At 61.6% G+C, this 20,704-nt stretch carries 16 protein-coding genes; 11 read left to right on the top strand and 5 right to left on the bottom strand.

The window, feature by feature from the left end; translation table 11 throughout:
- The first annotated feature begins 51 nt into the window (after positions 1 to 51).
- The 4 genes from ACIPQ1_RS23295 to ACIPQ1_RS23310 all read left to right on the top strand — a co-directional run bounded on the left by ACIPQ1_RS23295 (position 52) and on the right by ACIPQ1_RS23310 (position 7,056).
- Positions 52 to 1,908, top strand: coding sequence for a DUF1302 domain-containing protein (locus tag ACIPQ1_RS23295; protein WP_250964724.1), 1,857 nt, complete (start codon positions 52 to 54; stop codon positions 1,906 to 1,908).
- A gap of 25 nt (positions 1,909 to 1,933) precedes the next feature.
- The gene (locus ACIPQ1_RS23300; RefSeq protein ID WP_053118519.1) at positions 1,934 to 3,298 is read left to right on the top strand and encodes a DUF1329 domain-containing protein; all 1,365 of its coding nucleotides are present in this window, start codon (positions 1,934 to 1,936) and stop codon (positions 3,296 to 3,298) included.
- 353 nt (positions 3,299 to 3,651) lie between these two features.
- Positions 3,652 to 6,384, top strand: a complete 2,733-nt coding sequence (locus ACIPQ1_RS23305) for a LuxR C-terminal-related transcriptional regulator (protein ID WP_446534834.1) — start codon at positions 3,652 to 3,654, stop codon at positions 6,382 to 6,384.
- A 171-nt stretch (positions 6,385 to 6,555) separates the two neighbouring features.
- Positions 6,556 to 7,056, top strand: coding sequence for a methylated-DNA--[protein]-cysteine S-methyltransferase (locus ACIPQ1_RS23310; protein ID WP_250964727.1), 501 nt, complete (start codon positions 6,556 to 6,558; stop codon positions 7,054 to 7,056).
- 186 nt (positions 7,057 to 7,242) lie between these two features.
- Here the strand turns inward: ACIPQ1_RS23310 and ACIPQ1_RS23315 are convergent, their stop codons facing one another.
- The 5 genes from ACIPQ1_RS23315 to ACIPQ1_RS23335 all read right to left on the bottom strand — a co-directional run bounded on the left by ACIPQ1_RS23315 (position 7,243) and on the right by ACIPQ1_RS23335 (position 13,492).
- A complete protein-coding gene (locus ACIPQ1_RS23315) occupies positions 7,243 to 9,150 on the bottom strand; it encodes an alkaline phosphatase D family protein (protein WP_446534835.1) in 1,908 nt (635 codons plus the stop codon).
- 266 nt (positions 9,151 to 9,416) lie between these two features.
- A complete protein-coding gene (locus ACIPQ1_RS23320) occupies positions 9,417 to 10,412 on the bottom strand; it encodes a TRAP transporter substrate-binding protein (RefSeq protein WP_446534836.1) in 996 nt (331 codons plus the stop codon).
- A 106-nt stretch (positions 10,413 to 10,518) separates the two neighbouring features.
- Positions 10,519 to 11,802 carry a C4-dicarboxylate TRAP transporter large permease protein DctM gene (gene dctM / locus ACIPQ1_RS23325; RefSeq protein WP_411386509.1) on the bottom strand — a complete coding sequence of 428 codons (1,284 nt, stop codon included), beginning with the start codon at positions 11,800 to 11,802 and terminating at the stop codon, positions 10,519 to 10,521.
- Positions 11,799 to 12,431, bottom strand: coding sequence for a TRAP transporter small permease (locus ACIPQ1_RS23330; RefSeq protein ID WP_446534837.1), 633 nt, complete (start codon positions 12,429 to 12,431; stop codon positions 11,799 to 11,801). The genes dctM and ACIPQ1_RS23330 overlap by 4 nt, the downstream gene beginning before the upstream one ends.
- Positions 12,432 to 12,496: 65 nt before the next feature.
- Positions 12,497 to 13,492, bottom strand: a complete 996-nt coding sequence (locus ACIPQ1_RS23335; RefSeq protein ID WP_411386510.1) for a TRAP transporter substrate-binding protein — start codon at positions 13,490 to 13,492, stop codon at positions 12,497 to 12,499.
- A gap of 220 nt (positions 13,493 to 13,712) precedes the next feature.
- Here ACIPQ1_RS23335 and ACIPQ1_RS23340 point away from each other — a divergent pair, with 220 nt between their 5' ends.
- From ACIPQ1_RS23340 to ACIPQ1_RS23370, 7 genes are all read left to right on the top strand, one after another.
- Positions 13,713 to 14,225, top strand: coding sequence for a type VI secretion system amidase effector protein Tae4 (locus tag ACIPQ1_RS23340; protein WP_250965855.1), 513 nt, complete (start codon positions 13,713 to 13,715; stop codon positions 14,223 to 14,225).
- Positions 14,222 to 14,446: a hypothetical protein gene (locus tag ACIPQ1_RS23345; protein WP_250965856.1), complete on the top strand. Its 225-nt coding sequence runs from the start codon at positions 14,222 to 14,224 to the stop codon at positions 14,444 to 14,446. Before ACIPQ1_RS23340 ends, ACIPQ1_RS23345 begins: the two co-directional genes overlap by 4 nt.
- Positions 14,447 to 15,025: 579 nt before the next feature.
- Positions 15,026 to 16,180, top strand: coding sequence for a mandelate racemase family protein (locus ACIPQ1_RS23350; protein WP_186708935.1), 1,155 nt, complete (start codon positions 15,026 to 15,028; stop codon positions 16,178 to 16,180).
- Between the two features lie 71 nt (positions 16,181 to 16,251).
- On the top strand, positions 16,252 to 17,874 hold the full coding sequence (locus tag ACIPQ1_RS23355) for an ABC transporter substrate-binding protein (protein WP_434572278.1): 1,623 nt from the start codon (positions 16,252 to 16,254) through the stop codon (positions 17,872 to 17,874).
- 34 nt (positions 17,875 to 17,908) lie between these two features.
- The gene (locus tag ACIPQ1_RS23360) at positions 17,909 to 18,946 is read left to right on the top strand and encodes an ABC transporter permease (protein ID WP_411386511.1); all 1,038 of its coding nucleotides are present in this window, start codon (positions 17,909 to 17,911) and stop codon (positions 18,944 to 18,946) included.
- Entirely contained in the window at positions 18,946 to 19,854 is a 909-nt protein-coding gene (locus tag ACIPQ1_RS23365) for an ABC transporter permease (RefSeq protein WP_186708937.1), read from the top strand. The genes ACIPQ1_RS23360 and ACIPQ1_RS23365 overlap by 1 nt, the downstream gene beginning before the upstream one ends.
- A 10-nt stretch (positions 19,855 to 19,864) precedes the next feature.
- Entirely contained in the window at positions 19,865 to 20,704 is an 840-nt protein-coding gene (locus ACIPQ1_RS23370; protein WP_446534838.1) for an ABC transporter ATP-binding protein, read from the top strand.

Consider the following 20,704-nt stretch of genomic DNA (forward strand, 5'->3'; position numbering starts at 1 on the left):
TGTTCTTGAAATGTCCATTGCCATAACAATAATGCACATGGAGTAGCGTCGATGACCTCAGCAACCACGTTCTGGCGCCGGGCAAAACTGCCTCTGGCGGTCAGTCTCGCCTCTTCGCTCGCCGGGCCTGCATTCGGCGTCAGTTTCAACATCGGTGAAATCGAAGGCCAGTTCGACTCGTCCCTGTCCGTCGGCGCGAGCTGGTCCACGGCCAACGCCAACAAGGACCTGATCGGCGTCAACAATGGCGGCAAGGGTTTGTCGCAGACCTCCGATGACGGCCACCTGAATTTCAAGCGCGGGGAAACCTTCTCGAAGATCTTCAAGGGCATCCATGACCTGGAACTGAAGTACGGCGATACCGGCATATTCGTGCGCGGCAAGTACTGGTACGACTTCGAACTCAAGGACGAACATCGCCTGTACAAGGACATCAGCGACAGCAACCGCAAGGAAGGCGCCAAGTCCTCCGGCGGGCAGATCCTCGACGCATTCATCTACCACAACTACGCCATTGCCGATCAGCCGGGCTCGGTCCGCCTGGGCAAGCAGGTGGTCAGCTGGGGTGAAAGTACCTTCATCCAGGGCGGCATCAACTCCATCAACCCGGTCGACGTGTCCGCGTTCCGTCGTCCTGGCGCCGAGGTCAAGGAAGGCCTGATCCCGGTGAACATGTTCTACGTCTCCCAGAGCCTGACCGACAACCTGTCGGCCGAGGCGTTCTACCAGTTGGAGTGGGACCAGACCGTGGTGGATAACTGCGGCACGTTCTTCTCCCAGCCGGATGTGATTGCGGATGGGTGTACCGACAATCTGCGGGTGCTGAATAAACGTTCGTCCGTTCCGCTGCCGGGCGTCATTCTTCCGATATTGGAAGGCCAGGGTGTCGATATCAACGAAGAAGGCGTGCTGGTACGTCGAGGCCCGGACCGCGATGCTCGCGACAGCGGCCAGTGGGGCGCGTCGTTGAAGTACATGTTCGAACCGCTGGACACCGAGTTCGGTGCCTACTTCATGAACTACCACAGCCGTGCGCCGATTTTCAGTGCCCAGGGGGCTGCGCAGCAGTTCTACACCGCGGGGCCAATCGCGGCACTGCGCCCTCTGATCGTGGCAGGTAACTCCAATTACTTTGTTGAGTACCCAGAAGATATCCGTCTCTATGGCCTGAGTTTCTCCACGACACTGCCTACCGGCACGGCGTGGAGCGGTGAGATCAGCTATCGTCCGAATGCACCGGTACAACTGAGCACCACTGACATTCTCTTCGCTGGCGTGACGCCGCTTCCCGGCTTTGGCGATGCATCGGTGCTCCAGGGCACGCCGGGCCAAGACCTGCATGGCTATCGCCGTAAAGAGGTCACTCAGTTCCAGACTACATTCACGCACTTCCTGGATCAGGTCATGGGCGCCAGCCGCCTGACGCTGGTCGGTGAAATCGGGGTGACCCATGTTGGTGGCCTGGAAAGCAAATCCGACGCGCGTTATGGTCGCGATCCGGTGTTCGGGCCGGGCAAACTGCCCAACGATTTCTGTGAGTCGCTCAACGGCTCTACTGCGGGGGGAGGCGGCCAGACGATCAACGACGTGAACAGCAATTGCAACAACGACGGCTTCACCACCTCCACCTCCTGGGGCTACCGCGCGCGCGCCATCTGGGAATACCCGGACGTGTTCGCCGGCGTGAACCTCAAGCCCAACGTGGCCTGGTCCCATGACGTCAAGGGCTACTCGCCAGGCCCTGGCGGCAACTTCGAAGAAGGCCGCAAGGCCGTCAGCCTCGGGCTGGATGCCGAGTACCAGAACACCTACAACGCCAGCCTGGCCTACACCAACTTCTTTGGTGGCGACTTCAGCACCGTGGACGATCGCGACTTCCTGGCGCTCAGCGTCGGCGTGACCTTCTAAGCACCGTATTTCAGGACGACACACTATGAAAATAACAAAGAATCTGATGCAGGCCGGTGTTCTGGGGCTATCCCTGCTGGCCGCCAGCGTCATGGCGGCGGTACCCGCGGCCGAGGCCGACAAACTGGGCAAGAGCCTGACGCCGATGGGCGCCGAGATGGCCGGCAATGCCGATGGCTCGATCTCGGCCTGGAAACCCATGGCCAAGAACGCCGGTGCCGTGGACAGCAAGGGCTTCCTTGCCGACCCGTTCCCGACTGAGAAACCGCTGTTCACCATCACCGCGCAGAACGTCGAGCAGTACAAGGCCAAACTCGCCCCGGGCCAGTACGCGATGTTCAAGCGCTACCCGGAAACCTTCAAGATGCCGGTCTACCCGACCCATCGCGGCGCCACCGTGCCGGACGAGGTGTTCGCCTCCATCAAGAAGAATGCGGTCAACACCAAGCTGGTGTCCGGCGGCAACGGCCTGGAGAACTTCGAGACGGCCGTGCCGTTCCCGATTCCCCAGAGCGGCGTGGAAGTGATCTGGAACCACATCACCCGCTATCGCGGCGGCAGCGTGACGCGCCTGGTCACCCAGGCCACCCCGCAGCCCAACGGCTCCTACAGCCTGGTGTACTTCCGCGACCAGTTCGTCTTCCGCGACAAGATGAAGGATTTCGATCCGGCCAACCCAGGCAACATCCTGTTCTACTTCAAGCAACAAGTGACCGCGCCGGCGCGCCTGGCCGGTGGCGTGCTGCTGGTGCACGAAACCCTCGACCAAGTGAAGGAACCGCGTTCGGCATGGGTCTACAACGCTGGCCAGCGCCGTGTGCGCCGTGCCCCGCAAGTGTCCTATGACGGCCCGGGTACCGCAGCCGACGGCCTGCGTACTTCCGACAACCTGGACATGTACAACGGCGCGCCGGATCGCTACGACTGGAAGCTGGAAGGCAAGAAAGAGCTGTACATCGCCGCCAACAGCTACAAGATCGATTCGCCACAACTCAAGTACGCCGACATCATCAAGGCCGGCCACATCAACCAGGACCTGACTCGCTACGAGCTGCGTCGTGTCTGGCATGTGACCGCGACCCTGAAGGAAGGCCAGCGTCACATCTACGCCAAGCGTGACTTCTACATCGACGAAGACACCTGGCAAGCCGCGGTGATCGACCACTACGACGGTCGTGGCCAACTGTGGCGCGTGGCCGAGGCCCATGCCGAGAACTACTACGACAAGCAAGTGCCGTGGTACGCCCTGGAAACCCTCTACGACCTGCAGTCCGGCCGCTACCTGGCGCTGGGCATGAAGAACGAAGAGAAATCGGCCTACGACTTCGGCTTCACCGCCACCACCGCCGACTTCACTCCGAACGCATTGCGCCAGGACGGTATCCGCTAAACCGCTCCACCCGAGGCCGCATCCTCGAAACAACGCCCCGACTGGTTCGGGGCGTTTTTTTTGACCCACACAAAACCCCTGTGGCGAGGGAGCTTGCTCCCGCTGGACTGCGCAGCAGTCCCAAAGCGGAGTACTCGGGGTATCAGATCAAACGGGGCGGCCTTGGGGCTGCTGCGCACCCCAGCGGGAGCAAGCTCCCTCGCCACAAGAGCGGCGGCTGCCTGGATTTTTCACGGCCATCAACGTGTAGTCTTTTTGTAGCCATTTGTAGCACTCCCTTCAATACCTCCTCGTTTACCGCTAGTCTGCGGACATCTGCAACGCCGCCACCCGCATTCCAACAAGAGCCGGCCATGACTGATTTGTCTTCACTTCCGGATTCTGCCCGCGCAGCCATCGCGGTACAGGACGGGCGTTTCTACCGCCCGCCCTTGCCCGACGGCCACGTCGTGCGGCCGCGGTTGTGCCAGCGTTTGGCCGCTGGGCTCGGGGGCAGGTTGTTGTTGGTCAGTGCGCCGGCGGGGTTTGGTAAAAGCTCCCTGGCGGTGGAGTTCTGCCAGAGCCTGCCGGCCTATTGGCAAAGCCTCTGGTTGGGACTCAGTGCCCGGGACAACGATCCCGGGCGTTTCCTGGAACGTTTGCTCGAAGGGCTCCAGGCCTTTTTCCCGCAACTGGGTGGCCGGGCACTGGGGTTGCTGAAAATGCGCCAGCGCCACCAGCCCTTTGCCTTCGAAGAATGGCTCGATGGCTTGCTGGACGAACTGTCCACGCACTTGTCGCCGCGCAATCCCTTGTTGCTGGTCCTGGACGATTACCACCTGGCCCAAAGCCCGGTGCTGGATCGCTGCCTGCAATTTTTCCTCAATCACCTGCCCGACGGTCTGCTGGTCCTTGTCACCAGCCGCCAGCGTCCGGACTGGCACCTGGCGCGCCTGCGCCTGTCGCGGCAATTGCTCGAACTCAATGAACAAGACCTGCGCCTGACCCATGACGAAGCCTTGACCCTGCTCCAGCATCACAGCAGCTCGTTGCGCGGTGAGGCGTTGGAAAACCTCATCCAGCGCAGCGAAGGTTGGGTGGCGGGTCTGCGGTTCTGGTTGCTGGCGGCGTCTGAAGCCGGCACCGAAGGCCTGCTGCCCCAGGCCTTGAATGGCGGCGAAGGGTTGATTCGCGATTACCTGCTCGAAGAAGTCATCGATTGCCTGCCCGCCGAGGTGCAGGCGTTCCTGTATGACACGGCCCCTCAGGAACGCTTCTGCAGCGCGCTGTGCGACGCCGTGCGCGAAGCCCATGACAGCGCCGAGATCCTGCGCTACCTGGCGTCCCACCAAGTATTCCTGGTGCCTTTGGACGAGCACGGCCATTGGTACCGTTACCACCATCTGTTTTCCGATCTGCTGCGCAGTCGTCCCAGCGCGCCGGCCATGGTCCCGGCCGCGACCCTGCACCTGCGGGCCTGCCGCTGGTTCAACGCCCAGGGCCTGATCGACGAAGCCGTGGAACAGGCCCTGCGGGCCGGCCATCTGGATGTGGCGGCGAACCTGGTGCAGAACCTCTCGGAGGAACAACTGCTGGCCGAGCAGAACGTCGGCATGTTGCTGCGCTGGAAAATGGACCTGCCCGACAGCCTGCTCATCAGCACGCCGCGGCTGATCGTGCTCTACAGTTGGGCGCTGGGCTTGGCCTGCCAGCTGGATGCCGCCGAAGAGCTGGCCGCGCACTTGAGTCGTTTCCTGCCGGCCCCTTCGGCCACTGCACAAAAATCCATGCTCGCCCAATGGCTGGCCCTGAGCGGCATCGTCGCCCGGGGTCGTGGCGATCGCGAGGCCACCGTGCGTTATTGCAGCGAAGCCCTGGAGAGCCTGCCGCAAAAACGTTACGGCCAGCGGCTGATGTGCCTGTCCACCTTGTCGAACCTGGCCATTGCCGACGGCGACCTGTGGCGCGCGCGTAACCTGAACCGCGATTCCCTGGAGCTGGCGCAGCGGGTCGGCAATCCATTGTTCGAGGCCTTGGCCCATTACGATCGCGCCCGGGTCCTGCAGGCGCGGGGAGAGATCTTGCGGGCACTGGATGAAGTGCACCATGGCCTGCAACGTTTGCACAAGCTGTCGCCCCAGCGGCTTTATGCGGTGCGGGCACGACTGATCATGTACGAAGGTTTCCTGCTGACTTTGCGCATGCAGCCCCAGGCCGGCCTGGCGCGGTTGCAGGCGGGCCTCACCGAAGCCCGCGCCTGCCGCGACATCAGCGTGCTGATCGGTCATTGCGTGGTCGCGCGGATCGAAGGCTACAGCGGCGAGTTCGCCCGGGCTTTTGCCGAACTGGCTGAAGCCGAGCGCCTGATGCACATCTGGGATGTTCCGCCGATCTACTACCTGGCGATGATTACCCTGGTCAAATGCGAACTCTGGCTGGCCCAGGGCCGTACCGACCTGGCCGAAGCCTGGCTGGCCCGCCTGGGCCAGACCTACACGGGTGAGCGGGCCGCCGCGCCTCCGGAATTCCACCCGCAACTGCCGCTGCATGTCGAACTGCAACAGGCGGTGCTGGAATCCATCCGGGGTCAACCGATGCTCGCCGAAGGCCGGCTCAATGCCTTGTTGGAGCACGGCCAGCAAACCGGCCGGCAGATGCTCAGCGTGATGGCGCTCAACCAGAAAGTCGCCTTGCTGTTGAGCCTCGGCCGCGAACCCGAAGCCCGCCGCACCCTGGCCCAGGCTTTCGAAGCCGCCAGCGGTGGGGTGTTGCAGCCGTTCGAGTGGTTGCTGGGCAAGCACTGTGAATGGCTGCGCGAACAACTGCTGAACGCGCCGCCCAGCACCTTGCGCGAACATCTGCTCGAACGCCTGCCCTCGGTGGCCCAACTGGTCGACCCTGCGGCACCTGTCGAAACCCTGAGCAGTCGCGAACGGGCGGTGTTGCAGTTGATTGCCCAAGGCTGTTCGAACCAGGAGATCAGCGAGCAATTGTTTATCTCCCTGCACACCGTCAAGACCCACGCCAGCCACATCAACAGCAAACTCGGCGTCGAGCGCCGCACCCAGGCGGTGGCGCGGGCGAAAGCGTTGGGGTTGTTGGGCTGAGCAAGATATTGCGGCTGGTGAGATCCCCGTGGCGAGGGAGCTTGCTCCCGCTGGGCTGCGAAGCAGCCCCAACTGATAATCTGACACACCGCAGTGCCACGTGTAGGGTCGCTTCGCAACCCACCGGGAGCAAGCTCCCTCGCCACAAAGGCTTTGACAAGGAATCCCTCGATGTTGCCCCTCTACAAAACCATCCCATCCCCCGTCGGCCAACTGATCCTCGTCGCCCGGGAGACAAGGCTGGCGGCCATCCTGTGGGAAAACGAGCGGCTCAATCGGGTACGCCTGGGGCCTTTGGAAGAGGACACCCGGCATCCGCTCCTCAAGGAAACCGAACGTCAGTTGCTGGAATACTTCGCCGGCCAACGCCGCCGTTTCGAGCTGGAACTGGATTTTGCCGGCACTGACTTTCAGGTCCGGGTCTGGCAGGCCCTGTTGACCATCCCCTTTGGTGAAACCCGCAGCTACCGCGACATCGCCCTCCAGATCGGCCAACCCACAGCGGTCCGGGCGGTCGGCGCCGCCAATGGCCGCAACCCTATCTCGATCATCGCCCCGTGCCACCGCGTCATCGGCAGCTCCGGCAGTCTTACCGGCTTCGCTGGCGGCCTGGCAGCCAAACAGTTCCTGCTCAGCCTCGAAGGCCAGGAGAGCCTGCAACTACCGTTCTGACCTGATACAGGGATTGGGGGGATGCAAAATTTATAATCAGACCCAAACCACTGTGGGAGCGAGCTTGCTCGCGATGACCTCGGCACAGCCTGCATCACCGGCAACTGACCCACCGCTATCGCGAGCAAGCTCGCTCCCACAGTTGATGTGAGGTGACTGTAAATTTTGCATTTGCTCTCACGAGTCTCAGGCTGACGGCGATTTGGGAGGACGCATACGCGTCGGTGGCAGGCCGTTGGCGTTGTGCTGGTAGATCTGCGCGGGCTGGCCCTGTTCGTTGAAGAACACCTGGCCGATGCCTGCGCTGTTCCACAACCGTTCGCCCGCTTCAGCGTGTTCCGGCGTGTGGGGGACGATGCGCATGCTGCGGCGCTTGGTGAACCAGTTCAGGGGCGAGCGCGGCGAGTAGAGCCAGCGGTTCAGGCGGTCGAACCATTCCAGCAGCACCGGTGGGAATTCATTCTTGATGCCGCTGCTGGTGATCTGCCAAATGCGCGGGCCGCCCTTGCGGTGTGGGATCAGCACCTCGTAGACGAAGGAATAATGCACATCCCCTGACAGCACCACGTAGTTACCGGGTGTACGCGAGTGTCGGAAAATGTTCAGGATCACCTGGGCGGCGCCGCGATGGGCCATCCAGTTTTCCGCATCCACCAACAACGGAAAACCGCACCAACTGAACACCCGCTGCACGGTCTCGATCAGCTTCACGCCGAAGATCGGTGCCGGCGAGACGATGATTGCCGAGGGGTGATCCAGCAGATCCTGTTGCAACTCGCTCAGGGCTTCCCAGTCCAGCAGGCCGGAAGGTTGCTTGAGGTTGTTCTCGCTGCGCCAGCGGCGGGTACGGGTATCGAGCACCACCAGGGCCGGGGTGCTTGGCAGCACGTAATGCCAGCGCTGGAAACCCAGCAGGGTGTCGATCAGTTGGTCCTGTGGCGCGCTGTCGAGGTAGCGGTCCCGGGCGGTGTCGCTCAGGGCCAGGGTTTGCGCTAGCACATCAGCAAAGGCATCCGGGTTGTTGCCCCAGCCCTGGCAGAGCATATAGGCGATCAAGGCGTTGCCGATGATGCGTTTGGAGAACGGATGGCCGTAGGCGGTTTCTTCCCATTGCGCGGACAGGTTCCAGTCGTCGGTGATGTCGTGGTCATCGAAAATCATCAGGCACGACAAGTGCGCAAACACCCGGGCCACGCCGTCCAGCCCGGTCTTGAACGCATCGATGCGTTGCTGTTCCAGGTCGTAGCGCTGGCGCCGTTCGACGGTCAGTTCGGGCGGTTGGACAGTGATCAGTGTCCAGGGCACCGGCGACCACACCAGCAGGTACATCGCCATGACCTCGGCGAAGGTCACCAGGTGATTATCGGCGCTGCTGCTGGTGAAGATCGGCTTGCGCGCCCCGCCAAAAAAGCGCTCGCGCAGGGTTTCGTTGCTTTCCAGGGCCGGTAGCAAATCGGCCCGATGGTAATAGCTGGCCGGGTGTTGGTAGAGCTTGGCGCTGTCTTCCACCACGGCACCGTCCAGGCGCTCCTCGAACAGCCCCAGGCGTTCGATCAGCCCATGAATCGCCCGCAGCATGGGCCCGGCGACGTCGTCGGCATACACCTGGTCGCCGCTCATCATCAGCAGCGCCGGGCGTTGCGCCGGGTCTTGCGCCAACAATCGGTCAACACACAGCAGGCCGTCGTTGGCCGGGTAGTGGGGTTTGCGGCAGGAGCCGTGGACCAATTGCTCGATGCGCGAATGCAACATGAAGTTCGGGCACTGTGCCCCGTCATACAACAGGTGCGGCGCCCATTCGGCGATGGGCGCGCCCTCTACCAGCAGGTCGTAGTCAATCGCTACGTCCTGGGGCAGGGGCGTGTCGAGCGTCACGTCGATCAGGTGCACAAAAGCGTGTTGCCCCACCGGCACCACGGTGCAACGCGACGCATCCAGCGTCAGGTCGCCGACCCCGTCAATACGCAGGGTTAACGCTAGCGCTCGTGTGCCCACCAGCCACATCACCAGGCGCACAGGTTCCAGCCGCCGTAACAGCGGGCCGACCAGGACGGGTGGGAGGGTAGAGGTGATGTCTGGGGTGGACGACAGCATTAGCGAAAAAAGCTCTATTCAGGGAGAGGCGGGGATCATAGCGCAATGTGCTTTGCAACTGGGGAGGGTTGGATTGAAGTGGAGGAATTGCGCCCTTGTGGCGAGGGAGCTTGCTCCCGCTGGGGCGCGAAGCACCCCCAAAACCTGACACCTCGGTGTGTCAGGCAAACATTGGGGGCTGCTGCGCAGCCCAGCGGGAGCAAGCTCCCTCGCCACAGAGAGTGTTGAGCCAAGGGCATCAATTTATCCACAGTCCTGTCACGCGCTTATTGAGCGACGTTGGAAGCCTGCGCCGCCTTGATCAAATCCGCCCCGATGTCCTTTTCAAACTTCGCCCACACCGGTTTCATCTTGTCGCGCCAGGCGCTGCGTTCCTGGGGCGTGAGGGCAATGATCTCGGTGGTCTTGGCGTCCAGGACTTTTTGTTTGTCCTGCTGGTTGAATCGTTCCGCTTCCTGGTTGGCATAGGCCGTGGATTCGACGACGATCTTCTCCAGTTCGCTGCGGATGTCCGGCGCCAGGCCGTTCCAGAAGTCCGACGTGGTGATCAACATGTAGTCGAGTATGCCGTGGTTGGACTCAGTGACGTATTTCTGCACTTCATTGAGTTTCTGGTTGTAGAAGTTCGAATAGGTGTTTTCCGTGCCGTGGACCAAACCGGTGCGCAACCCCTGGTACACCACCGAGAAAATCATTGGCTGCGCTTTGGCGCCCACCGCCTTGAATTGTTCGTCCAGCACGGCGGAAGTCTGTATCCGGAACGTCAGGCCGCGGGCATCCTCCGGGGTGCGCAATGGCTTGTTGGCCGACAGTTGCTTCATGCCGTTGTGCCAATAGGCCAGCCCGGTGATGTTCTTGCTTTCCATGGACTTGAGCAGCTCCTGCCCCTCGGGGCTCTGCTGGAAACGGTCCACTGCCGCGATGTCATCGAATAGAAACGGCAAGTCGAACAACTGCACGGTCCGCGTGTACTGATCGAACTTGGCCAGCGACCGCGCAATGATCTGCACTTCCCCCAGGAGCAAGGCTTCCATCTCCTTGTCATCGCCGTACAGCGTGGAGTTGGGGTACACCTCGACCTTCACTTTGCCCGGCAACCGCTCCTCCGCCAGCTTCTTGAACATCAACGCACCCTGGCCCTTGGGCGTTTGTTCGCCTACTACGTGGGAGAACTTGATGACGATTGGCTCGGTCGCCATGACCGTTCCCCATGCGCCGAAAGCCAGGGCGCAGGCGAGGGCTTTCCATACAGGTTTGAGCATTCAAGAGGTCCTTTTTTTGTCTGGAGGAATCGGGCCGACAGATCGGCCCGATACCTCCATGGCAAGGCAAAATCATCCTTTGCCCGCCACAGAGTGTTTGCCGGATTTAACTCATCCCCAACCAATTTGGCAGCGCCAGGGAAATCCACGGCACATAGGTAATCAGCACCAGGAACGCCAACAGGATCATCAACCACGGCATCGCCGCACGGATCGTGGCAGGCAAGGACATGCCGGTCACCGCCGAGGTGACGAACAGGTTCAGCCCCACCGGTGGCGTGATCAGGCCAATCTCCAGGTTCACCACCATGATGATGCCCAGGTGGATCGGGTCGATGCCCAGTTTCATGGCGATGGGGAACAGGATCGGCGCCAGGATCAGGATGATCGCCGAAGGCTCCATGAACGCGCCAGCGATCAGCAGCACGATGTTCACCACTAACAGGAAGGTCACCGGCGTCAACCCGGCATCGATCACCCAGGCGGTGATTTGCTGCGGCAGTTGTTCGGTGGTCAGCACGTGGGCGAAGAGCATGGCGTTGGCGATGATGAACATCAGCATGATACTCAGCTTGGCCGACTCCAGCAGCACCTTGGGCGTCTCGCGGAAGGTGAGGTCCTTGTAGACGAACAACGCGATGAACGCCGAATACACCGCCGCCACTGCCGCGGCTTCGGTGGGGGTGAACATCCCGGAGTAGATCCCGCCGAGGATGATGAACATCAGCAACAGGCCCCAGATCGCCTTGCGCGCGGTGGTCAACCATTCGCGGAACGTGGCGCGGGGCAGGGCTGGCAGGTTTTTCTTCACGGCGACGATGTAGATCGCCACCATCAGGAACAAACCCAACAGCAAGCCCGGGATGACGCCGGCCATGAACAACTTGCCCACCGAGGTTTCGGTCGCCGCGGCATACACCACCATCACGATCGACGGCGGAATCAGGATGCCCAGGGTCCCGGCGTTACACACGATGCCAGCGCCAAACGCCTGTGGATAACCCGAGCGGACCATCCCGGCAATGGCAATGGAACCCACCGCTGCCACCGTCGCGGGGCTTGAACCCGATAGCGCCGCAAACAACATGCAGGCCAGCACTGCCGCAATCGCCAGGCCCCCGCGGATATGCCCGACGCAGGCATTGGCAAAGTCGATCAACCGTCGCGCCACGCCGCCCGTGGTCATGAACGCACCGGCCAGCAGGAAGAACGGAATCGCCAGCAACGTGTAGTGCTCGGAGGTTTCGAACAGCTTGATCGCCAGGGAGCGCACCGAGTCGGGGCTGAAGAAGATGATGGTCAGCGATCCCGCCAATCCCAACGAAATGGCAATGGGCACGCCGATAAACATCAGTACGAACAGTGCAACGAACAGGAAGGCAATGGTCATGGCTTGTCTTCCTCGTGCTCGGTCAATTTGATGGCTTCGGCCGCTTCATCGGCCAGGCCAAGGCCGGTCTGGCGGTTCATCAGGATGCGCACGAGAATTTCTGCGAAACGAATGAACACCAGCGCGAACCCCGCTGGCACGATCAGCCCGATATGCCATTGCATGATGCCGAAATGACCAAGGTCCTCGGCACCGATCTCGGCAATCATCAAGGTGTTGATCCATTCGTAACTCGCCACCGCCAGCAGGCCGGCGTAGGCGAGGCAGCACAGGCAGGCGATGACGCCGATAAAACGCTGCACCGGTTTGCTCGCCAGCTTCACCAGCGCATCGACGCCGATGTGCCCGGCGGTGCGAACACCGTACGAAAGACCGAAGAAAATCAGCCAGCCAAACAGCGCCTTGGTCAGCGAGCTACTCCAGGTCATCGCCTGGGCCATGCCCATGACAGAGTCGCCGATGGCGAACATCGACTCGCTGGCGGCGGGCCAATGGTCGCCGAGGCTATAGAAAACCGCGTATAGATTATTGAGTACCACGTAGACGAACGTGACGATCGTCATGGCGGCCAGAAGGAAAGCGATGAAACCTTCCTCGAAGTGTTCCCAGGTGCGCCGGAGGGCGTTCATGGATGACATCTCCTGTGGGGGGACGACAGACCGGCACCGCCAGGGCGGCGGCACCGGCCAACCAATCACTGGGCTTTGTTGGAGGCTTCGGCGGCTTTGATCAGGTCAGCGCCGATATCGCCTTCGAACTTCTTCCACACCGGTTTCATCTTGTCGCGCCATGCGCCGCGTTCTTCTGGCGTCAGGGTGATGATCTCGGTGGTCTTGGCGTCGAGGATGCGTTGTTTGTCGTGCTCGTTCAGCTGCGCCGCCTCTTTGTTCACCTGGGCGGTGACTTCTACCAGGATCTTGTCCAGTTCAGTGCGGATGTCCGGCGGCAGGCCGCTCCAGAACTTGGTGTTGGTGATCAGCATGTAGTCGAGCAAACCGTGGTTGGACTCGGTGATGTACTTTTGCACTTCATGCATTTTCTGGCTGTAGATGTTCGAGTACGGGTTTTCCGCACCGTTGACCACACCGGTCTGCAAACCTTGGTACACCTCGGCGAAACTCATCTTGCGCGGGTTGGCGTTTACCGCCTTGAATTGCTCTTCCAGCACGGCCGATGCCTGTACGCGGAACTTCAAGCCACGGGCATCCTTGGGTTCACGCAACGGCTTGTTTGCCGACAACTGCTTCATGCCGTTGTGCCAATAGGCCAGGCCGGTGATGTTCTTGCTTTCCATGGACTTGAGCAGCTTCTGGCCTTCAGGGCTCAACTGGAAGCGGTCCACAGCGGAAATGTCATCGAACAGAAACGGCAAGTCGAACAACTGCACCGTCTTGGTGTACTGCTCGAACTTGGCCAGTGACGGCGCAATCATCTGCACGTCACCCAACAGCAAGGCCTCCATTTCCTTGCCGTCGCCGAACAGTGAAGAGTTGGGGTAGACCTCGACCTTCACTTTGCCTGGCAGCCGTTCTTCCACCAACTTCTTGAACAGCAGTGCGCCTTGGCCTTTTGGTGTTTGTTCGGCGACCACATGGGAGAACTTGATCACCACCGGATCTGCCGCCATGGCCGTGCTCATCGCACTCAGGGCCAACGTGCAAGCGAGCGCTTTCCAGATAGGTTTGAACATTACGGGCTTTCCTCTTGTTTTTAGTATTTTCGTGCGGGCTCATTCAAAACACGGCACGGCGGAACAATGATGAGTCTAGGCAGAAAAACAACTTGTCGGGGGCGGTCAATGGGAAAAACCGTCCTTTGGCTGTACGTCTCGCCAGCGCTTATTGAATCCATCGGGCGAGTGGGTCTGCTAGGCTATTCGTCCAGGATAAAAAACTCATGGAGAGGGCAGAATGTTTACATTCGACACGTTGTGGAAAAGCCATCCGCAGATATTTGGCGATGCCGCGCCTTGCAGAACGAATGGTGCCAAGAACTTCAGTGACCAATGCGCGATCAACCTTGGCGTGGCCCTGCGTCGCGCTGGTGCAGACATGAGCCAGCTCAAAAGCGTGCGACATTGCTGGCAACACCCCAAGAGCGACGGGCACATATTGGCCGCCGAAGAGCTCGCCAAGGCCTTGAGTCGCGCCAAGATTCCTGGCTTGCAGGCCATGAAGGCCATTAAAAGCGAAGAATTCGAAGAGACCCTGAGCGGGCAGCAGGGCGTTATTTTCTTCAAGGACTTCTGGCGTCGGGCAAACGAAACCACAGCCAACCGCAGCGGCGATCACATCGACCTGTGGAATGGCCGTCGCCTGACGGATTGGCTGAGCTACCCACGTATACAAATGGGTTTTTCGATCGAAGGCACGTTCTCGGACTTTCACGATTCCAAGGACATCTGGTTCTGGAAAGTCATATGAACGTCATCAAGGAAACTTTGTTCGTTCTCCTGATCATCGTGTTGGCGGTCGGCACATTTAATTTGGCGTTCATGGCCGTTGGTAGTTATTTCGGGCCGTTCTACGAGAGCGAAGCAGACCAGAGCCGCAACTTTGCGATCTGGTTGTTTGGCAATGTCGGGGTGGTGGTCGTGGCCGCGTCGGTGGGCATTGTCTGGAGACGACGCAAACCTCGGGTCTAGCCAGGCAGCCAAAACCTGCACAAAACCTGTACCAGGGCGTCCATCTTCCGCAGCCACCGCCTCCCACAGTTTTGATCCCGAGTGTTCACGAATTCTGCGACCACCACCGACCACCCTGTGGGAGCGAGCTTGCTCGCGAAGACGTCGGCACAGCCAACATCTCCGACGCAGACAGACCGCCATCGCGAGCAAGCTTTGCTCCCACAGTTTTTGATCCCGGGTGTTCACGAATTCTGCGACCACCACTGACCACCCTGTGGGAGCGAGCTTGCTCGCGATAGCGGCGGCCGATCTAACATCACTGTCTCAGGCACACCGCCTTCGCGAGCAAGCTCGCTCCCACAGTTTTTATCCTCCCGCCATCGTGGCCTTCCTGCGGCGAGTTGTATCTTTTTCGTCTCGTGGTATGACGACATTCTAAATATCGCTCAAGAAAAATAACCTCTTTTCACCAGTCCTCCCTCACGACTCCCTATTTTTATTGATTTTGTGGGTTGACAGCTCACGTGAAACCTCAGAATAATCTGTCACGTTGTATGACGACATACAAATAAACAATAACAACAGGGTGTTCCCTCTATGCGAATCACAGGCGTTCACGTCGAAGTCTTCTCCACACCTTCGCGCCGTGCCCAGGACAGCGCCGGTCACGCCCATCCGGGCGATGAGGTCATGATCAAGATGGCCTTGCTGCGAATCGGCTGCGACGATGGCTCCGAGGGTTATGCCTTTGGCCCGCCTGAGTTGATTCGTCCGCACATCATCGAATCCTTCGTGCGCAAAGTGCTGATCGGCCGCGATCCGATGGACCGTGAAAGCATCTGGCAGGACCTGGCGCACTGGCAGCGGGGCAGTGCCGGGCAGTTCACCGACCGGGCGCTGGCGCTGGTGGAACAAGCGTTGTGGGACCTGGCTGGGCGCAAGCTCAAGTTGCCGGTGCATAAACTGATTGGCGGTTATCGCGACAAGGTCCCGGCGTACGGTTCGACGATGTGCGGCGATGACTTGCCGGGTGGGTTGTCGACGCCGGACGAGTATGGCCAGTTCGCCGAGAAGCTGGTCCAGCGCGGCTACAAGGCCATCAAGTTGCACACCTGGATGCCACCGATCTCCTTCGCGCCGAATCCGCAAATGGACATCCAGGCCTGCGCCGCCGTGCGTGAGGCAGTAGGCCCGGACATCGCGCTGATGCTCGACGGTTACCACTGGTACAGCCGCATGGACGCCCTGACCATCGGCAAGGCACTGCAGAAGCTGAATTTCGCCTGGTTCGAAGAACCCATGATGGAAGACTCGGCGGAGTCCTATGCCTGGCTGGCCGCCAACCTGGACATCCCGGTGCTGGGCCCGGAGAGCATCGCCGGCAAGTTCCACAGCCGCGCCAGTTGGGTGACCCAGAAGTCCTGTGACATCCTGCGCGCCGGCGTGGCCGGGGTCGGAGGTATTGGGCCGTGCCTGAAAGTGGCGCACCTGGCCGAGTCGTTCGGCATGGATTGCGAGGTCCATGGCAATGGCGCGGCGAACCTGGCGGTGGTCGGGGCGATCAGCAATTGTCGCTGGTACGAACGCGGCCTGCTGCACCCGTTCCTTGACTATGAAGAGGTCCCGGCGCATCTCAACAGCATCGTCGACCCCATGGACGCCGACGGTTTTGTGCATCTATCCGACCGGCCGGGCTTGGGCGAGGACATCAACTTCGCGTATATCGAGGCCAACACCGTGTCCCGACATTGAGTCTGTTCCACGCCTGAGGCCGATGACGGCCCGGGCGACAAGTCTTTATAAATATAAGAAAGGACTGAACCATGAATCTCTGGCCCAAGCGCCTGACCAGGCTGCTGTGTGTCACCGTGGCCCTGTGCGCAGTGCAGGTGCCCGTCAGCCTGGCCCAAGGCGAAACGCCCCCCGACCAATTGGTGGTGGGCATGAGCATGATCAACCTGTTGTCCCTGGACCCTGCCGCGGCGACGGGCCTGGAGGTCGCGGAGGTCAACGCCAACGTCTATGACATGCTCCTGGAGCAGGACGCCGCGCAGCCCGACACGCTGATTCCGGCCCTGGCGAAAACCTGGGACATCAGCCCCGACCGCACGCGCCTGACCTTCCAATTGCGCGACGACGTACGGTTTCACTCGGGTGCGCCCCTGACCGCCCAAGACGTCGCCTGGTCGTTGCAGCGCGTCGTCACCCTCAACCGCGCCCTGGCCTCCACCTGGAAGGCCTACGGTTTCACCGCCGACAACGTGGTCAAACTGATGCGCGCCGAAGGCCCGCACACCTTTGTGATGGAGTTGCCACGGGTCACCGACCCGATGCTGGTGCTCAACACCCTGGCGACCTCACCCAGCGCCTTCATCATTGATCGCAGCATCGCTTTGCAGCATCAGGTCGGCGACGACCAGGGCGCGGCATGGTTGGCGACGCACACGGCCGGGTCCGGCGCGTTCAAGCTCGACATCTGGCGGGCCAACGATGTGATCCTGATGAGCCGTAATGACGACTATTGGCGCGGCGCGCCGAAGTTGCGCCGGGTGATCATGCGCAACATGACGGAGTCCCAGGCCCTGCGCCTGATGGTCGAGCGCGGTGACCTGGACGTCGCCCGCGGCATGGCGGCCACTGACATCAAGGCCTTGGGCAAGGTCGATGAAGTGCGCATCCAGAGCATTGCCCGCGGCACGCTGTACTACGTGGCGATGAGCATGCAGCAACCGCTGTTCCAGGACATCCGCGTGCGCCAGGCCGTCCGCCTGCTGATCGACTACCAAGGCATCAACGACGTGGTCATGCCGCACTACGGCGTGATCAACCAACGGCCCTTGCAGTTGGGACTGCCGGCTCGCCTCGACGACCCGGGTTATCGCCTGGACGTGGCCGAGGCCAAGCGTCTGCTGGCGGCGGCCGGGCATGCCGAAGGCTTCAAGGTGACGATTCGTTCACTGACCGATCCGCCGTTCATCAACATCGCCACCAGCCTGCAAGCGACGCTGGCCCAGGCGGGGATCCAGGCGACGATCATCACCGGCACCGGCAACCAGATCTATGGGGCGATGCGCGACCGTCAGTTCGACATCCTCGTCGGTCGTGGCGGCGGCGGGGCGGAGCGGCATCCCCATTCGAGCCTGCGGGCCCTGGTGTACAACCCGGACAACCGCAGCGAAGCCAAGCTGAGCAACTTCCAGGGCTGGCGCACCTCGTTCTTCGACCCGCAGCTCAATCAACTGATCGAGCAAGCCGAGCGCGAGCGTGACCCCGAGCGCCAGCGGGAAATCTATGCACAGATCCAGACCCTCTACGACCAACAGGCCGGGGCGATCATGCCGGTCTCGCAGATGGTCGACGAAGTGGTGATCCACGCGGATGTGCGCAACTACATCGGCCACACCGCCGCGACCACGCGTCTTCGCGACGTCTACAAGCAGCGCTGAAATCGACGGCCACAGGGCCAAGGCAGGAATGAACATGTCGACTGCATCCTTTTCAATCTGGACCACCCGGGCCGCTTCGGCGACCCGGCGCGGCGGCTCGGTGGCGGTGACGCTGCTGGGGTTGCTGCTGCTGACTTTCTTTATTGGGCGGGTGATGCCCCTGGACCCGGTGCTGGCCATCGTCGGCCCGGACGCCGACGCCTCGGCCTACGCCCAGGTGTACAAGGAACTGGGCCTGGACAAGCCGTTGTGGAGCCAGTTCGCGATCTACCTCGGCGACCTGCTGCACGGTGACTTCGGCATGGCCTTGCTGACCGGGAACCCGGTCATCACTGACATCGCCCGGGTCTTCCCGGCTACGTTGGAACTGGCCACCCTGGCCATCCTGTTCGGTGTGCTGGCGGGCCTGCCGCTGGGCGTCTACGCGGCGACCCATCAGGGCCGTGCCGGTGACCATGTCGCGCGGCTGATCACCCTGTTCGGTTACTCCACGCCGATTTTCTGGATCGGCATGATGGCCTTCCTGGTGTTCTACGCCTGGCTGGGTTGGGCCGGCGGCGTCGGGCGCATCGGCCTGGCCTATGACGGGTTGATTCCGAAACACACCGGGCTGTTGCTGATCGACACCGCCTGGTCCGGCGAGTGGGAAGCCTTTCGCAGTGCGCTGCGGCACATCCTGTTGCCGGCGGTGATCCTCAGCTTCAACTCGGTCGCCTACATCAGCCGCATGACCCGCAGCTTCATGCTCGAGCAACTGTCCCAGGAGTACATCATCACCGCCCGGGTCAAGGGCTTGTCCCAGCGCCGCATCGTCTGGGGCCATGCCTTCGGCAACATCCGCGTGCAGCTGTTGACCATCGTCGCCCTGGCCTATGGCGGCCTGCTGGAAGGTGCGGTGTTGATCGAGACCGTGTTCGCCTGGCCAGGCTTCGGGCAGTACCTGACGAGCAGTTTGTTGCTCGGCGACATGAACGCGGTGATGGCCTGCGTGCTGTTGATCGGCCTCATCTTCGTGACGCTGAACCTGATCAGCGATGCGCTGTACAAGATCTTCGACCCGAGGACTCGCTAATGAACCTGCCCCTTGCTTCCAGCGCCCCTGGCAGCGCCACGTTGCCGGCTTCCAGCACGGCGGCGATGGTCGCCAGCACCTTGCGCCTGTTGCGGTTTTTGCTGCGCAACCCGATGACCTTCGCCGGCCTGATCGTCGTCGCGACCCTGATGCTGGTCGCGGTCTTCGCGCCGTGGATCGCCGGCCACGATCCGCTGTTGCAGAACCTCGCCGGGGCCTTGCAGGCACCCAGCAGCGCGCACTGGTTCGGCACTGACGAATACGGTCGCGATGTGTTCGCGCGGTTGGTGTATGGCTCGCGCATCACCCTGTACATCGTCTTGCTGGTGACGGTGATCGTCGGCCCCATCGGCCTGTTGGTCGGCACGGTTTCCGGTTACTTCGGTGGTTGGGTCGACAGCCTTTTCATGCGCATCACCGACATCTTCATCTCGTTCCCCAGCCTGGTCCTGGCGCTGGCTTTCATCGCGGCCCTCGGCCCGGGCCTGGAGCATGCGGTGATCGCCATCGCACTCACGGCCTGGCCGCCGATTGCCCGGCTCGCCCGCGCCGAAACCCTGCCGCTGCGCAACGCCGACTTCGTCGTCGCGGTGCAGCTCCAAGGCGCGTCGAGCACTCGGATCATCCTGCGCCACATCATCCCGATGTGCCTGTCGTCGGTGATCATCCGCCTGACCATGAACATGGCGAGCATCATCCTCACCGCCGCCGCCCTGGGCTTTCTCGGCCTCGGCGCCCAGGCACCGTTGCCGGAGTGGGGCGCGATGATCTCCACCGGGCGCCGCTACATGCTCGAAAGCTGGTGGCTGGTGGCAGCACCCGGTGCGGCGATCATGCTGGTCAGCCTGGCCTTCAACCTGTTGGGCGACGGCTTGCGCGACGTCCTCGACCCCCGCAGCCAATCCTGAGGAACCGGCCATGACTGAGATAAAACTTGCGGTACAGGATTTGTGCGTGGAGTTTCGCAACGCAGGCAAAACCTCCCTGGCGGTGCGTGATGTGTCCTTCACCCTGGGACGTGAAAAGCTCGCCATTGTCGGCGAGTCCGGTTCGGGAAAATCCACCGTTGGCCGCAGCCTTCTACGCCTGCATCCGCCGACGGCGCGGGTCACCGCCAAGACCTTGCGCTTCGCCGATATCGACCTGTTGGCCGCCAGCGAAAAGCAGATCCAGGCGATTCGCGGCGCACGCATGTCGATGATCATGCAAGACCCCAAGTACTCGCTGAACCCGGTGGTGCGGGTCGGCGAGCAAATCGCCGAGGCGTACCTGGCCCATCACAAGGTGCCCCATCGCGAAGCCCGCGAGCGGGCGCTGGACATGCTCGCCAAGGTGCACATTCGCGATCCCCGGCGCGTCTATGACCTGTATCCCCACGAGGTCTCGGGCGGCATGGGCCAGCGGATCATGATCGCCATGATGGTGATCACCGATCCCCAGGTGATCATCGCCGACGAACCCACGTCGGCGCTGGATGTGTCGGTGCGCCGACAAGTGCTCAACGTGCTGGAGGAGTTGGTCAGCGAGCGTGACCTGGGGCTGATTTTCATCAGCCACGACCTGAACCTGGTGCGGTATTTCTGTGACCGCGTGCTGGTGATGTACGCCGGGCGCGTGGTCGAGTCGATTGCCGCCGCCGACCTGGATCACGCCACCCATCCCTACACCCAAGGCCTGCTGGCCGCACTGCCGAGCCTGGACCATCGGCGCGCCACGCTGCCGGTGCTGCAGCGCGACCCCCACTGGTTGAATGCTTGA

This window comes from Pseudomonas sp. LARHCG127, assembly GCF_052871455.1.